The sequence below is a fragment of the Methylobacterium jeotgali genome, assembly GCF_022179345.1.
GTDB classification, from domain to species: domain Bacteria; phylum Pseudomonadota; class Alphaproteobacteria; order Rhizobiales; family Beijerinckiaceae; genus Methylobacterium; species Methylobacterium jeotgali.
The window spans coordinates 23,134-37,789 of record NZ_BPQR01000004.1 but is presented as its reverse complement, the minus strand read 5'-3'; the positions used below and the strand labels follow the sequence as shown (position 1 = coordinate 37,789).

Sequence of the window (14,656 nt, the reverse complement as noted above, 5' to 3'; positions counted from 1 at the left end):
ATGCATCGATGTGTCAATAAATATTGACACTCGTCAAGTCGATTTCGAATGACGAAAGGACCGCCGGTGAGGGTCGTGGTCATCGGTGCCGGCATCGGGGGTCTGGTCGCGGCCCTGCGGCTCGCCCATGCGGGGCTCGCCGTCACGGTGCTGGAGCGAGCCGCGGCGCCCGGCGGCAAGATGCGCCGCGTCGCCGTGGGCGACACGGCCGTCGAGGCCGGCCCCACGGTCTTCACGATGCGCTGGGTGCTCGAGGAGATCTTTTCGGAGTGCGGGGCCGATCTCTCGGCCCATGTCGGGCTGGAGCCGGCCGCGATCCTCGCGCGCCACGCCTGGGGGCCGGGGGAGGAACTCGATCTCCTCGCCGACCCGGACGCCTCGGAGCAGGCGATCGCGGATTTCGCCGGTTTGCGGGAGCGGGACGGATACCGCCGCTTCCGGGCGCGCGCAGCGGAGGTCTACGCCACCCTGGAGGCGCCCTTCATCCGCGGCGAGCGCCCGAGCCCCCTCGACCTGACCCGCCGGGCCGGCTTCTCGGGGCTCGGCGATCTCTGGCGGATCCAGCCCTTCACCACCTTGTGGAGCGCGCTCGGCGTGTACTTCGCCGATCCGCGCCTGCGCCAGCTCTTCGGCCGCTACGCCACCTATTGCGGCTCCTCGCCCTTCGCCGCCCCCGCCACGCTGATGCTCGTGGCGCATGTGGAGAGCGAGGGGGTCTGGCACGTGGCGGGAGGCCTGAGCCGCCTTGCCGGCGCGGTGGCCGACCTCGCGGCGCGGCGCGGCGCCGCGTTCCGCTACGGCACGCAGGCGTCCGGGATCGCCGTCGAGGGCGGGCGCGTGGCCGGGGTCGACCTTGCGGATGGCGAGCGCATCCCCGCCGACGCGGTGATCTGCAACGCCGACGTGGCGGCGCTCGCCGACGGCCTGCTGGGCCGCGAGGCGGCACGCGCCGCCAGCCCCGTCCCGGCCGCCGAGCGCTCCCTCTCCGCCGTGACCCACTGCGTGCAGGCCCGTGCGCGGGGCTTCCCCCTTGCACGGCACACGGTGTTCTTCTCGGGGGACTACGCGGCCGAGTTCGCGCGGATCCGCAGCGGGCGGCTGCCCGACGATCCGACCGTCTACGTCTGCGCCCAAGATCGCAGCGACAAGGACCGCGGCAACGAGGACCGGAGCGACGCGGCGCCGGACCCGCAGCGGCCCGAGCGCCTGCTCTGCCTCGTCAACGCCCCCGCCAAACCCTTCGGCCCCTCGGAGATCGAGACATGCGTGAGTGCGATGCGGCGGCGCCTGAGGGCGAGCGGGCTGGAGCTCTCGGACGCGGCCGAGCCGGTCACGACCCAGCCGGAGGATTTCGCGCGGCTGTTTCCGGGCTCGGCGGGGGCGCTCTACGGGCGGGCCTCCCACGGCTGGATGGCCTCGTTCAAGCGGCCGGGAGCCCGCACGCGGATTCCGGGGCTCTACCTCGCGGGAGGGAGCGTCCATCCGGGGCCGGGGGTGCCAATGGCGGCGCAGTCGGGCCGGATCGCGGCGGACAGCCTGCTGCACGACAGGAGCCGCGCCCGCGCTTCGACACGCGGGTGGACCGCGACGGCTACGTCTGGTGGTACGTCGACGCCCTGAGCGAGGACGGGCGCCAGGGCCTCACGGTCATCGCCTTCATCGGCAGCGTGTTCTCGCCCTACTACGCCTGGGACCTGACGCGGGACCCGTTCGAGCACTGCGCGGTCAACGTCGTGCTCTACGGCGAGCGCGCGAACCGCTTCTGCATGACCGAGCGCGGGCGCGCCGCCCTCACGCGCGACGCGGACCACATCCGGATCGGCCCGAGCGGCCTCGACTGGGACGGGACCACGCTGACGATTCGCCTCGACGAGGTCGCGGCCCCGATCCCGACGCGGGTGCGCGGCACCGTGCGGCTGCGCCCGCCCGGCTTCACGCCGGGCATGCACCGCCTCGATGCGCAGGGCCTCCATCGCTGGTGGCCGATGGCGCCGAGCGCGCCGGTGGAGGTGGCGCTGAGCCACCCGGGCGTCTCCTGGCGCGGCACCGCCTATTTCGACACCAACCACGGCGACACCGCCCTGGAGGCGGCCTTCTCGGACTGGACCTGGTGCCGGGCGAGTCTCAGGGACGGCGCGGCCATCCTCTACGACGTGCGGCGCCGCGACGGCACGCGACAGGCCCTGACCCTGTGCTTTGCCGGAGACGGAACGCCGCTGGAGATCGAGGCCCCGCTCCACGCGCCCCTTCCGCCGACCCGCCTGTGGCGAATGCCGCGGCACACCCGCAGCGACGACGGCCGCGCGCAGGTCGTGCGGACCTTCGAGGACACGCCCTTCTACGCGCGTTCGCTGCTCGCCTCGACGCTGCGGGGCGAGCCGGTGCGGCCGGTGCACGAGAGCCTCTCGCTGGCCCGCTTCGCCAACCCGCTGGTGCGCCTGATGCTGCCGTTCCGGATGCCGCGGCCGGGCTGACGGGATCAGGCCGGCGGGTCCGGCTTCTCGGCCTGCGCCTTGGCGCGGTCGCGGCGGATGTCGCGCTTCAGGACGACGAGCTGCCAGATCCCCAGCCCCAGGGCGAGCGCGAAGACGAGCCCGATGTCGAGGAAGGCGAACAGCGGGTCGCTCATCGCCAAAGCCCGATCATGGGCTGGCCGTCGCAAGGCCCTCGCGCTCCCGCAGCACCGCGATGAGATCGAGCACCCGCGCGCCCTGCCCGCCCACGTCCCACCAGGCGGCCCGGGCCGGGACCGGACGCGCGGCGACGGCCTCCACGAGGAAGGCCGCCTCGGGAAGGGGCGGCGCCGTGCGGTCGCGTGGCGCCGGGCCCGGCCGCAGGGCGCGGATCAACAGGGCGGCCTTGCGGCGGCCGGGGACGCGGGCGCGGCTGCCGATCGGATCGAGGCCGCCCCGCTCCAGCGCGCGGCCGATCTCGGCGTAGATCAGACGCGCCGCGCGGATCGCCGGCCGGCAATCGACGGGGAGCCCCGCCACCCCCGGCTCGGAGCGGGCGTAGAGCGCGTCGGCCGCCGCGAGAAGGCGGCGGATCACCGCCCGGAGCGGCGGCGTCATCGCCGGCTCGGCCAGGAACGCGTCCGGATCGAGCCCGGCCTCCCGCATCCAGGCGAGCGGCAGGTAGAGGCGGCCGGCGGCGGCATCCTCGCCGACGTCGCGGGCGATGTTGGTGAGCTGCATGGCGATCCCGAGATCGCAGGCGCGCGCCATCGTGTCGGGGTCGCGCACGCCCATCAGCACCGTCATCATCGCTCCGACGCTGCCGGCGACCCGCGCCGCATAGGCGGTCAGCGCGTCCAGGGTCTCGTAGCGGCGGCCTTCCGCATCCCAGGCCAGCCCCTCGATCAGGGCCGCGGGAAGCGCGTGCGGCAGATCGTGCGCGCTCACGAGATCGGCCATGGCCCGGTCCGCGGGGGCGTCTTGGGGGACGCCGTCGTAGATGCGGGCGAGCCGGACCGCGAGGCGCGCGAGGGCGGCCGGGCGGTCGCGCATCCGCGCGTCGTCCACCGCGTCGTCGGACAGCCGGCAGAAGGCGTAGAGCCCGTAGGCGGGGCGGCGCACGCGGGCGGGCAGGAGGGCGGAGGCCGCGAAGAAGCTGCGCGATCCGGTGCGGATCGCGGCCCGGCAGGCGGCGTGGTCGGCCCCGCTCGCGTGGGGGATCGCCCAGAGCGGCGGCCTGCCGGCCTCAAGCGTGGACGCGGGCATCCGGCACCACCGTGTCGAGGACCTTGGCCGAGGAGAGCACGCCGGGAAGGCCGGCGCCGGGATGCGTGCCGGCCCCGACGAGGTAGAGGTTCCGGAACGCCGAGGAGGCGTTGTGCGGCCGGAACCAGGCCGACTGGGTCAGCACCGGCTCGAGCCCGAAGCCCGAGCCGCGGAAGCTGAGGAAATCCTGCGCGAAATCGGCCGGCGTCGTCACCCGCGAGGTCACGATCGAGCCCGTCAGCCCCGGCATCACGGTGGCCTCCAGATGCGCCTCGATGGCCTGCCGGTAGGGCTCGGCCAGCACCGGCCAGTCCTGGCCGCCGGCGAGGTTCGGCACCGGCGCGAGCACGTAGAAGGCGTCGCAGCCCATCGGCGCCAGCAGCGGGTCGGTGGCGGTGGGCCGGTGCAGGTAGAGGCTGAAATCCGGCGCCAGCACCTTGCGGACGAAGATGTCCTCGATGAGCCCGCGGTAGCGCGGCCCCATCAGGATGGTGTGGTGGGCGATCCCCGGAAACTTGCGGGCGGTGCCGAAGTACCAGACGAACAGGCCCATCGAGGAATGCGAGGCCCGTAGCTTGGCCCGCTGCCAGCCGCGCCCCTCCCCGCCGAGCAGGCTCAGGTAGGTCTGGGCGGAGTCGGCGTTCGAGACCACGATGTCGGCAGCGATGCGGCTGCCGTCGGTGAGCGTCACGCCGGTGGCGCGCCCGGCCGCGATGTCGATGCGCGCGACCTCCGCGCCGCAGCGGACGGAGCCGCCCTGCCCCTCGATGAGGCCGACGAGCCCCTCGACCAGCCGGCCGGTGCCGCCCATGGCGAAGTGGACGCCCCAGCGGCGCTCCAGATGCGCGATCAGGCAGTAGATCGCGCTCGCCCGGAACGGCGAGCCGCCGATGAGCAGGGGGTGGAAGCTGAAGATCGTGCGCAGGCGCTCGTCGCGGATGTAGCGCGCCACGAGGTCGAAGACGGAGCGGTGGCCGCCGAGGCGCAGCAGAGCGGGCGCGATCCGCAGCATGTCCGTCACCGAGGAGAAGGCGACGTGGCCGAGCTCCTCGAAGCCGACGCGGCAGATCGCGGCGCTGTGCGCCATGAAGCGCTCGTAGCCCTCGACGTCCCCGGGCGAGAACCGGGCGACCTCGGCGCGCATCGCCCGCGGGTCGCCGCTGTAGTCGAAGGTCGCGCCATCGTGAAAGCGGATGCGGTAGAACGGCAGCATCGGCGCCAGCGTGACGTCGTCCGCCATGCGGCGCCCGCACAGGGCCCACAATTCCTCGAACAGGAACGGCGCCGTCACGATGGTCGGGCCGGCATCGAAGGTGAAGCCGTCCTGCCGGTGCACGCGCGCCCGGCCGCCGGGCTGGTCGAGGCGTTCCAGCACCGTCACCCGGTAGCCGCGCGCGCCGAGCCGGATCGCCCCCGCCAGACCGCCGAAGCCGCTGCCGATCACCACGGCATGGGGCCGGGGCGGCGCTGTCCTCGTGAAACTCGGCGAGTCGGCGAGTGTCAACATAGGATGACACTACCGACTGAAAACCGGACTGTGCAAGCGCGGAGTGCTGCCGGGGTCAGCCCGAAGCGGAACTTTCGATTGTTGCCGCCTCGGACGCCTCGACGATGATCTCCGCGACCCGGTCCGGCGCCTCCTCGTGGGCGAGGTGGCCGAGATGACGAAGCAGGCTGACGCGGGCGTTCGGCAGGCGGTCTGCCAGGGCGAAGGCGGTCTCGGGGGCGATCGCCCGGTCGTCGCCCCCGACCACGAGCAGCAGCGGGACGTCGAGCCCGCCGATGGCCCGGTCGAGGGCGGCGAGGTCCCAGTTCGCCATCATGCCGAGCGCGCCGGCGACGTGGCCGGGACAGCGGAACAGCCGCCGGTAGAACTCCAGGGCGCGGTCGTCGAGGCGCGAGCCGGTGCCCTTGATCAGGCGCTCCGCCGCCGGCCGGTCGGCGGTCCAGGCGAAGAAGCGCGGCGTGACCGGGTTGAGGAAGAGCATGCGGGCGATGCTCGGAAACAGCACCGAGGCGACGCCCGGAAACGGCGTCAGCGCGCCGTTGAGGGCGACGAGCAAGCGCGGGCTCAAGCCATCGAGACACATGCGCACGAGGATCGCCGCCCCGGCGGAATGCCCGACGACGAGCGCCGGCGCGACGGCGAGTTCCCCGAGGAGGTCGCGGATCGCCGCGGCCATGCCGGGCAGCGAGAGGCGGCCGGGCGGCAGCGGATCGGTGAAGCCGTGGCCCGGCAGGTCCGGCGCCACCACCCGGAAGCGCTCCGCGAGGCGCGGCGCCAGCCCGCTCCAGGAATGGGTCGATGCGCCGGTGCCATGCAGGAGCAGCAGAACCGGCGCTCCCGGCTCGCCCATCACCTGAACGTGCCAGCGCAGGCCGGAGGCCTCGACGAAGCGGCTCGCCGCGCGGTTCGGCCAGTCGGCGCCGTCGCGCTCCCATTGCGGTCGGTCGCTCGACACCGGCATCGCGGACGTCCTACCCCGCCGCCCGGATCGCGGTGCTCATGGCCGCCGCATCGGCGTGGGGCAGGGGCAGATAGCGTGCGCCCATCGCGTCGGCGAGCCGCCGGGCGGCGTCCTGCGGCCGGGAAGCGGTATCGATGAGGAGGGTGCGGATCCCGGCGCCCCTCAGAAGCCCCGCTGCGTGCAGGGCGTCGGCGCCCGCCTCCGCCCGTCCCGGCGCACCGGAGCGGGCGACGTTGGCGCGCCCGTCGGTGAGCACGACGAGGGTCGCGGAGCCGCCGCTCCGGCGCACCGCGCAGGCGAGGCCGGCGGCGAGGTCGAGGCCCGAGGCGAGGGGCGTGCCCCCGCCCCCGGGCAGGGCGGCGAGGCCGCGCCGGGCCCGGGCCAGGGCGCGGGTCGGGGGCAGCACGATCTCGGCCCCCGCCCCGCGAAAGGCCACCAGCGCGACCTTGTCCCGTCGGACATAGGCCTCGGCGAGAAGCAGCTCGACGGCGCCCTTGGCCTCGGCGAGCCGCTCCAGCGCCGCCGAGCCGGAGGCATCCACCGCGAAGATCGTCGTGGTCTCGCTGCGCTGGCGGAACCGGATGATGCGGAAATCGCTCGCCTGCACCCGCAGGCCCCCTCCGCTCGGGTCCGCCGCCTTGCGCAGGCGCTGCCAGGGAGCGGCGGCGCGCAGCGTCGCGATCAGGGCGAGACGGCCCTCGCGGGGATGGCCCGGCCGCGTCCCGGCCGGACGCCCCGAGCGGGTGGCCCGCTGCATCGCGCCGGCCTTGCCGGCTCGCGGAGCCACGCTCCGTCCCTGCGCCGCGACGAGTCCGGCGAGCAGATCGGCCGGGATCGCGGCGCGAGCCGCCTCGACCACGCTCTCGGTCTGCGACGAAGACCGGTCGTCGGCCTCCGCCGAGCCGGACGGCGCCTCGGCCGGTGCCGGCTCCGGCCGGGCCTCCGCATCGTCCTGGACGGGCGGCGGAAGCCGGGTCGCGCGGGGCGCCAGGACGAGACCGGCCGCCTCGCGGACATCCTCCGCGGCGACGGTTCTGCGGCCGGCGCGGGCCGCCGCGAGGCGGGCGATGCGCAGGGCGAGGAGCGGCGCGCGCAGGGAGGCGACGCCGAGGGCCTCGGCAGCCGCGCAGAGGTCGGCGGCCGGGTCCGGGGCCGGATCGTCCTCGACCGAATACGGCGCCGGGTCCTCGGCGGCGACGCCCGTCTCTCCCCAGGTGACGCCGGTCAGGTCGAGATGGAAGGCGAGACGGTCCGCCAGCGCCTCGGGGACGCGCTCGTCCTCGCCCGTGCCCTCGTCGAGGAGAAGCAGGCCGATCCGGGCCGGGCTGCCGTCCCATGCGGCCCCGACCCGACCGGTGTCGAGGGCAGCCGCGAGACGGGCGGCGGTGGCGGCCGTCAGCCGCTCGGCCATGGGCACGACGAGGAGGCCGCCATCGGTCTCGGCGAGCAGCCCCGCCTCGGCGACGGGGCGGCCCGCCGCGAGGGTGGCGGCGAGGTCGAGCCCGCCGAGCAGGCGGTCGTCGGCGATGCCGGCGGGCATCCGTCGCCAGGGCGATCCCGGCCGCATGGCGGCGCGCAGGCGCTCGAGCCAGAGATCGCGCACCGGCCCCGCGCCGGCCCGGAGCAGGACGCCGCCGCAGCCCTGGGGATCGGCGGCGGCGAGGCCGGCCACCCGCAACGCCCGGGCCCAGGGAGTGGTCATCGCGCCAGGACTTCCTCCACGGCCCGGGCGACCCGCGCGGTGGAGCCGGATTCGTCGAGGGGGTTGCGGCGCAGGCGGTGGCGCAGGGCGGAGGGGGCGATGCGGGCGAGGTGATCGAGGCCGACCGTCTCGACACCCTCGTAGGCAGCGAGCGCCCGGGCGGTGCGCATCAGGGTGAGCTCGCCGCGCAGGCCGTCGGTGCCGAGCGCGAGGCAGAGCCGGGCCGCCGCCTCCAGGGTCGCGTCGGGCACCGCGAGGCCGGGCAGCCGGGCGCGGGCGGCGGTCAGCGTCCGGCGGATGGCGCGGTCGGCCTTCGCGTAGCCGGCGCAGAAGCCGGCCGGGTCGCGCTCGTAGGCGTCGCGCCGCCGTACCACGTCGATGCGGGTCGGCAGGTCGGTCGGGGTCGTCACCTCGACGGCAAGGCCGAAGCGGTCGAGGAGCTGCGGGCGCAGCTCACCTTCCTCCGGGTTGCCGCTGCCGACGAGCACGAACCGCGCCGGGTGGCGGATGCTGAGGCCCTCGCGCTCCACGGTGTTCACGCCGGAGGCGGCGACGTCGAGGAGCAGGTCGACGAGGTGATCGTCGAGCAGGTTGACCTCGTCGATGTAGAGGAAGCCGCGATTGGCCCGCGCCAGCAATCCCGGCTCGAAGGCCTTCTCGCCGCGGGTCAGCGCGCGCTCCAGGTCAAGGGCGCCGACCACCCGGTCCTCGGTGGCGCCGAGCGGCAGGTCCACCACCGGCACCGGGACGGAGCGGACGGTGCGCGCACCGCTCTGCGCCGCGCAGTGCGGGCAGGGCTCCGCCGCCCGGCCGGGATCGCAGGAATAGGGGCAGCCGGACACCGTCTCCATCGGCGGCAGCAGGGCGGCGAGGCCCCGGATGGCGGTGGACTTTCCGGTGCCCCGGTCCCCGAACACCAGCACGCCGCCGATCGAGGGGTCCACGGCGGCGATGAGGAGCGCCCGGCGCATCTCGTCCTGGCCGACGATGGCCGAGAACGGGAAGGCGGGTCGGTCGGAGCCCGGCCGCGCTTCCTCTTGCTCGCGGACGACCGGGCCGCGAAGGCGCCTTGCCGGCTTCAGGCGGATCGCCGGCTCGGCCGCCTGCATCCGCGGGAAGGGCGCCGGGACGCCGCGCCGCTCGACGGGGTCCGGCCGGCTCGCTCCGTTCACGCTCATCGTCGGATCTCCCGCTCGGGCCCAGGACTCTTCGTGACGGCTCTACTCGGCGGCCGCGCGCCGCACGCCCATCCGGCCCCAGATCGCGGAGAGGGCGTCGACGAGGTGGTCGATGTCGGCGTCGCTGTGCAGGGGCGAGGGCGTGATGCGCAGGCGCTCGGTGCCGCGCGCCACCGTCGGGTAGTTGATCGGCTGCACGTAGATGCCGAACGTGTCGAGCAGGGTGTCGCTGATCGCCTTGCACAGCACCGGATCGCAGACCATCACCGGCACGATGTGGCTGTCGTTGGGAAGCGTCGGGATGCCTGCGGCCTCGAGCCGGGCCCGCACCGTGGCCACCCGCTCATGATGGCGTGCCCGCTCGACGCCGCTGGCCTTGAGGTGCCGGATGCTCGCCGCTGCCCCGGCCGCCACGGCCGGCGGCAGCGACGTGGTGAAGATGAAGCCCGAGGCGAAGCTGCGCACGAAGTCGCAGAGCCTGGCCGAGCCCGTGATGTAGCCGCCATGCACGGCGAAGGCCTTGCCGAGCGTCCCCTCGATGACGTCGAGGCGGTGGGCGAGGCCGTCGCGCTCCGCGATGCCGCCGCCCCGCGCCCCGTAGAGGCCGACGGCGTGGACCTCGTCGAGATAGGTGAGCGCCCCGTGCGCCTCGGCCACGTCGCAGATCTCGGCGATGGGGGCGATGTCGCCGTCCATGGAGTAGACCGACTCGAAGGCCACGATCTTCGGACGGCCCGGGTCTACGAGGCGCAGCTTGCGGTCGAGGTCCTCGGGATCGTTGTGGCGGAAGATGTGCCGCTCGGCGCGGCTCGCCTTGATGCCCTCGATCATCGAGGCGTGGTTGCCGGCATCCGAGAAGACGGCGCAGCCGGGCAGCTGCGCGCCGAGCGTCCCCAGGGCGGCCCAGTTCGAGACGTAGCCCGAGGTGAAGAGCAGCGCCGCCTCCTTGCCGTGCAGGTCGGCGAGCTCGCGCTCCAGGAGCACGTGGTAGTGGTTGGTGCCCGAGATGTTGCGGGTGCCCCCCGCACCCGCGCCGCAGCGGTCGAGGGCCTCGTGCATGGCGGCGAGCACCGCCGGGTGCTGGCCCATCCCGAGATAGTCGTTCGAGCACCAGACCGTGACGGGCCACGTGCCCTCGGGCGTGTGGTGGGTGGCGTGGGGGAAGCGCCCCGCCTGCCGCTCGAGATCCGTGAAGACGCGGTAGCGGCCCTCCCGGTGCAGGCCGGCCAGAGCGGAGCCGAAGATCTCTTCGTAGTTCATGCTCGTCCCCTTCCCGTGTTGCCCGGCGGGTTCGGCCCGCTCGTCCCTGCCGCCGCGGCGGCGTGTCGGTTGCCGGTCCGCCGTGGCGGATCGGATGGTCAGCGTCCCTCGATCTCGGCGAGGCATGGCTCACCGAGATGGGCCCCCTCCCCGCAGGACGCCGGGATCGGCGCGGCCGCCGGCCCGGCGCGGGCGATCTTCGGCAGGCTCCACTGCCAGAGCGCGGCCGAGGGCAGCGGCAGCATCAGGAAGCCGTGCTCCAGGGTGGCGAGCGCCATCAGGGTCGCGAGGATGCTGAGGCCCGCGACCTCGTGGGCGCTCGCGCCCTCGCCGAGCGCCGCCAGGACGAGCCCGCCCGTCGCGAGGCCCGCTGCCGCGACCGAGACCGGGAAGAGTGGGTTCATCGCGCGGGTTCGGAGATAGCTGCGCAGGTAGGCGAGATGCTCGGGCAGGAACTCGACGTTGAGGTTGCGGACGCCGAGGAAGAGGTTCAACCGCGCGGAGAGGTTCATCCCCCACAAGATCAGGTAGGTCCACAGAGCGAACCGGTTCGGCGCCCCCCAGGTCAGGGCGAGGATGGCGAGGAAGCCCGCGACGATGGCCGCCTCGTGCCAGAGGCTGGTGGCCGCTGCCGCGCGGAAGCGGGCGAAGCCGCGGGCGCCCGCCGGACAGCCGACGGGGCGCGGGCCGGAGACGAAGCCCATGTAGTAGCTCATCTCCTGCCAGCCCCAGACGAGGAGCGCCGCCGTGAAGGCGGTGTAGGCCCCGCCCTCGCTCGCATCTCCGGCCGAGGCCCCGATCGCCCAGAGCGCCAGGGCCAGCGCGCCCGTGCCCGCCACCATGCTCGCCGCGTGCGTGGCGCGCGGGCGATGGTCGAGGAGCAGGATCAGGCCGGTGGAGAACCACCAGACCAGCACCGCGTAGAGAGCGGGAAGCGCGTAGGCGGCCATCCTACCAGACCGGTTCGAGGCGGATCTCCGCCGGCATCGCGTTGTCGCGGGCCGGCATGGCGTAGAGCCGGGCGAAGGTCAGCGCCGAGGCGGCGATCCAGGCGCCCTGCTTCAGCCGGCCGGCGAGGCCGCCCTGCGCCTTGGCGTCGGCGAGCCGCACGGAGCAGGTCACCAGCCGGTCGAGCAGCCGCTTGAAGCGCGGGTTGTCGAGGTCGAGCGTCAGCGGGAAGGTTTGCTTCGAGATCTCCGAGGTGATGCGGAAGACCTTGAAGTCGTAGTCGCTCGGATCGACCCCGAGGGCCTCGTGGAAGGCCGGGCGGCAATGGTCGCGCACGTACATCGTCGCGAAGACGGCGAGCAGGAAGAACTTGATCCAGTAGCGGTTCAGGCCCGAGGTCAGCTTCGGGTTGGCGCGCATCAGGAGCGCGAAGGCCTCCCCGTGGCGGAACTCGTCGTTGCACCACTTTTCGAACCACTTGAAGATCGGGTGGAAGCGGCGCTCGGGGTTGCGCTCCAGCTCGCGGAAGATGGTGATGTAGCGGGCGTAGCCGATCTTCTCGGAGAGGTAGGTGGCGTAGAAGATGAACTTCGGCCGGAAGAAGGTGTACTTCTTGGATTTCGTCAGGAAGCCGAGGTCGACGCCGATCCCGAAATCCTTCAGCACGTCGTTGATGAAGCCGGCATGCCGCGCCTCGTCGCGGCTCATGAAGCCGAACAGCTCCCGGATATCGGGGTTCTTGGCGCGCTTGCGCATCTCCGCGTAGAGCACGCAGCCCGAGAACTCGGCGGTGATGGACGAGACCAGGAAGTCCATGAACTCCTTGCGCAGCGCCGGGTCGAGCCCGGACATGTCGCAGTCGAACTCCGCGTTGCGCACGAAGTGGCGCTTGTTGGGGTCGGCGCGCAGCTCCGCGATGAGCTTGTTCCACTCGGCCCGCACAGGCTCGACGTCCGTGCGGTCAAGCTCCTCGAAGTCGGTGGTGTAGAAGCGCGGCGACAGGAAGGTCGTCTCCTGCGCGGCCTTGGTCGCCTCGTTGATCGGCATCTTCAGGGCGGGCTGCTGGATGGCTGCGGTCACAGGCGCCTCCTCTCGGAAAAGCTGACTTCGTAGAGCTCGGTGAGCTCGAGATGCCCCGCGAGCTTGGTCCAGAGCCGCTCGAGGGCGCCGGCCCGGGTCACGGTGGCGGTGCGGCGGACCACGAGGCGCTCGCCGTAGGGGACGGAGGTCGGCGCGTCGTGGACCTGCACCGCGTCACCCGGCTCGATCTCGAAGGCCGCGTCGAGGACGACATGGGCGTGCAGGCTCTCCGGCGTCTGCTCGATCTCGACGGTGCAGGGCACCTCGACGCTGCGGCGTCCGGTCAACCAGGCCATCATCGGGCGACTCCCAGGACGCTCTCGGCGGGGGAGAGCGCGTTCGGACAGGACCCTGCGGCCGGGCACGGCTCTCGGGCGGGCATCAGGCGCGCGAAGGCGCCGAAGTTCGAGGGGCCGAAGGCGCCGAGATCGACGCTCCGCCCGGTCAGCGGATCGTCGAGCCGCAGCGCCCCGTCGTCGAAGCGCGTGAGGGTGAACGGCACCTCCCGCGACAGGCCGGCCCGGAGCCGCCCTTGCGCGAAGCCCCGCAGGGTGGCGCGGATGAAGTTGTCCTCGCCGGGCCGCACGGTGGCGACGAGCGCCCCTTCACCGGCCTCCCGCAGGGCGATCGAGCCGTCGGCGGCGTCCTCGACGCGCAGCGCGAGGCTCTGGACGGGCCGGGCCGGCTCCATCCTGGTCAGGCCGACGCTCTCGACGCGTCCGACCGTGACCGCCAGCACCACGAAGCCGACGAGGGCGCCGACCCCGGCCACAAGGGCCCCGGAGGTGCGGCCGTTCGCTCTGGCGAGGGCGTGGGCGCGCATGCCGGCCTCCCTCAGTTCGCCGTCGCGAGGCGGGGCGCGGGCACCGCCCGCGGACGCAGCAGCACGGGACCGGCCGCCTCCTCGGGAGCCTCGCGGTAGGCCAGCAGGGCGCGGGCGAGAACCTGCGCCACCTCCGCGCCCCCGGCGACCGAGCGGATCATCGGCTCGGGCCGGTTCACATGCCAGGGCCGGGCGTGGGGCCAGAGGTGGAGATAGGCAATGCGGTTTCCGGCGCGCAGGCGCAGCGGCAGGTCGGCGCTGCCGTCCGGATAGACCCGGCAATCGGCGGATTCGACGAGGGCGAAGGGCAGGTTCAGGGTCATCGGCAGGGCGATGCCGAGCCGCATCACCACCCGGCGGTTGGTGATGGTGTAGGTCGTGGTCCGGGCCGAGAGCCATCCGAGCAGCGCCAGGAGCGCGAGGGCGCCGGCGCCGACGACGAGGGTCGGCAGCGCCAGGGCCGCCGCCTCGATCCAGCGGCCGTCGAGGGCCGGCGGCACCGCGGCCCACAGCGCCAGCCCGACGAACCAGAGCCCGACGAGGCGCAGGTGCAGAGCGCGGAAGGCGATCCCGAAGGCGCAGGGGCGCCCCTGCCAGAGCACGTGCTCGCCCGCCGGCAGCGGCGCCGGCAGGCCGGGCGGCGCGTCGAAGGCGTTCGCCGGCAGGTGATGGGCGAGAGGGGCGGCGGATCGCGTCACAGGAAGGACTCCTGTCTCTGGGCGGTCGCGTAGAGGGTGCCGCCGCCGAAGAAGGCCATGATCCGCTCCTCCTCGACGAGGGTCACGGAATCCGGATCCTTGGTCGCCGGGATCTCGGCGAACTGGCGGGCGAGCAGCGCCTCGGTCTTGACCGTGCGCGAGAAGCGGCCGGTCCTGGCGAAGGTCGCGGGCATCAGCACCCGGCGGCTCCCGTCGGCGAGGGCGACCTCGTAGTAGCGCATCAGCGACTCGCCCCGGTCGACCCAGAGGTCGCTGATCGTGCCGGCGAGCTGCCGGTCGGCGCCGAACACCGGCATGCCGATCGGGTTGGGGCCGTCCTCGTGGACCTCGAAGTGGTCGGCGACCCGCAGCGGCACGATGCGCTTCTCGCGATCCCAGGTCTCGTCGTGGCTGTCCTCGCGCTGGGCGTAGGAGGCCGGGCCGATGGCGTCGTGCAGGCCGTCGGTCTCGGGTTCCAGCGGCGCGCCGGGCCAGACCTCGCGCTTGTGGCCGCGGTAGACCCAGGGCGTCGGCGGACCCGGGCGGGGCGCGAGCTTCACGTGGCCGTTGGAGAGCAGGAACTGCTTCGGCGAGGGGATCAGGATCGAGTCGAGCGGACCGGGCCGTCCCCAGGCGGCCTCGGCCTCCAGCGGATAGCCCTCGCGGCGGTCCTCGCGGCGCAGGTAGAAGACGAGGCCCGCGAAGAAGATCCAGAAGGCGTAGAGCACCACCTGAGCGACATCGAGATAGGCCGTGATTTCACCTCTCGGCATGACCGGT

General features: G+C 73.7%; 15 protein-coding genes. 2 read left to right on the top strand and 13 right to left on the bottom strand.

Annotated features, from left to right (window positions below; translation table 11 throughout):
• Positions 1–66 precede the first annotated feature (66 nt).
• Together crtD and MFF04_RS01520 are read left to right on the top strand one after the other, a co-directional pair.
• Entirely contained in the window at positions 67–1,620 is a 1,554-nt protein-coding gene (gene crtD / locus MFF04_RS01525; protein ID WP_238273727.1) for a 1-hydroxycarotenoid 3,4-desaturase CrtD, read from the top strand.
• Entirely contained in the window at positions 1,578–2,474 is an 897-nt protein-coding gene (locus MFF04_RS01520; RefSeq protein ID WP_238273726.1) for a carotenoid 1,2-hydratase family protein, read from the top strand. The genes crtD and MFF04_RS01520 overlap by 43 nt, the downstream gene beginning before the upstream one ends.
• A 5-nt stretch (positions 2,475–2,479) precedes the next feature.
• On the opposite strand, the gene MFF04_RS01515 is transcribed toward MFF04_RS01520, so the two are convergent.
• The 13 genes from MFF04_RS01515 to puhA form a co-directional block, all read right to left on the bottom strand.
• Positions 2,480–2,629 carry a hypothetical protein gene (locus MFF04_RS01515; RefSeq protein WP_238273725.1) on the bottom strand — a complete coding sequence of 50 codons (150 nt, stop codon included), beginning with the start codon at positions 2,627–2,629 and terminating at the stop codon, positions 2,480–2,482.
• 13 nt (positions 2,630–2,642) lie between these two features.
• The gene (locus MFF04_RS01510) at positions 2,643–3,719 is read right to left on the bottom strand and encodes a phytoene/squalene synthase family protein (protein WP_238273724.1); all 1,077 of its coding nucleotides are present in this window, start codon (positions 3,717–3,719) and stop codon (positions 2,643–2,645) included.
• A complete protein-coding gene (locus MFF04_RS01505; RefSeq protein ID WP_238273723.1) occupies positions 3,700–5,226 on the bottom strand; it encodes a phytoene desaturase in 1,527 nt (508 codons plus the stop codon). Before MFF04_RS01505 ends, MFF04_RS01510 begins: the two co-directional genes overlap by 20 nt.
• A gap of 55 nt (positions 5,227–5,281) precedes the next feature.
• Positions 5,282–6,187 (bottom strand): alpha/beta fold hydrolase BchO, encoded by a 906-nt coding sequence (gene bchO / locus MFF04_RS01500; RefSeq protein WP_238273722.1) that lies wholly within the window; start codon positions 6,185–6,187, stop codon positions 5,282–5,284.
• Positions 6,188–6,197: 10 nt separating this feature from the next.
• Positions 6,198–7,889, bottom strand: coding sequence for a magnesium chelatase subunit D (locus MFF04_RS01495; RefSeq protein WP_238273721.1), 1,692 nt, complete (start codon positions 7,887–7,889; stop codon positions 6,198–6,200).
• A complete protein-coding gene (gene bchI, locus MFF04_RS01490; protein WP_283206336.1) occupies positions 7,886–9,067 on the bottom strand; it encodes a magnesium chelatase ATPase subunit I in 1,182 nt (393 codons plus the stop codon). The genes MFF04_RS01495 and bchI overlap by 4 nt, the downstream gene beginning before the upstream one ends.
• Before the next feature lie 42 nt (positions 9,068–9,109).
• A complete protein-coding gene (gene hemA, locus MFF04_RS01485) occupies positions 9,110–10,327 on the bottom strand; it encodes a 5-aminolevulinate synthase (protein ID WP_238273720.1) in 1,218 nt (405 codons plus the stop codon).
• A 98-nt stretch (positions 10,328–10,425) separates the two neighbouring features.
• On the bottom strand, positions 10,426–11,277 hold the full coding sequence (puhE, locus tag MFF04_RS01480; RefSeq protein ID WP_238273719.1) for a putative photosynthetic complex assembly protein PuhE: 852 nt from the start codon (positions 11,275–11,277) through the stop codon (positions 10,426–10,428).
• 1 nt (position 11,278) lies between these two features.
• The gene (acsF, locus tag MFF04_RS01475; RefSeq protein WP_283206337.1) at positions 11,279–12,328 is read right to left on the bottom strand and encodes a magnesium-protoporphyrin IX monomethyl ester (oxidative) cyclase; all 1,050 of its coding nucleotides are present in this window, start codon (positions 12,326–12,328) and stop codon (positions 11,279–11,281) included.
• A 23-nt stretch (positions 12,329–12,351) separates the two neighbouring features.
• The gene (locus MFF04_RS01470; protein WP_238273758.1) at positions 12,352–12,651 is read right to left on the bottom strand and encodes an O2-dependent cyclase accessory protein; all 300 of its coding nucleotides are present in this window, start codon (positions 12,649–12,651) and stop codon (positions 12,352–12,354) included.
• Positions 12,651–13,178, bottom strand: coding sequence for a photosynthetic complex assembly protein PuhC (gene puhC, locus MFF04_RS01465; protein ID WP_238273718.1), 528 nt, complete (start codon positions 13,176–13,178; stop codon positions 12,651–12,653). Before puhC ends, MFF04_RS01470 begins: the two co-directional genes overlap by 1 nt.
• 11 nt (positions 13,179–13,189) lie before the next feature.
• Complete coding sequence (gene puhB, locus MFF04_RS01460; protein WP_238273717.1) at positions 13,190–13,876, bottom strand: photosynthetic complex putative assembly protein PuhB; 687 nt, start codon at positions 13,874–13,876, stop codon at positions 13,190–13,192.
• A complete protein-coding gene (gene puhA, locus MFF04_RS01455) occupies positions 13,873–14,649 on the bottom strand; it encodes a photosynthetic reaction center subunit H (protein WP_238273716.1) in 777 nt (258 codons plus the stop codon). Before puhA ends, puhB begins: the two co-directional genes overlap by 4 nt.
• Between the last annotated feature and the right edge of the window lie 7 nt (positions 14,650–14,656).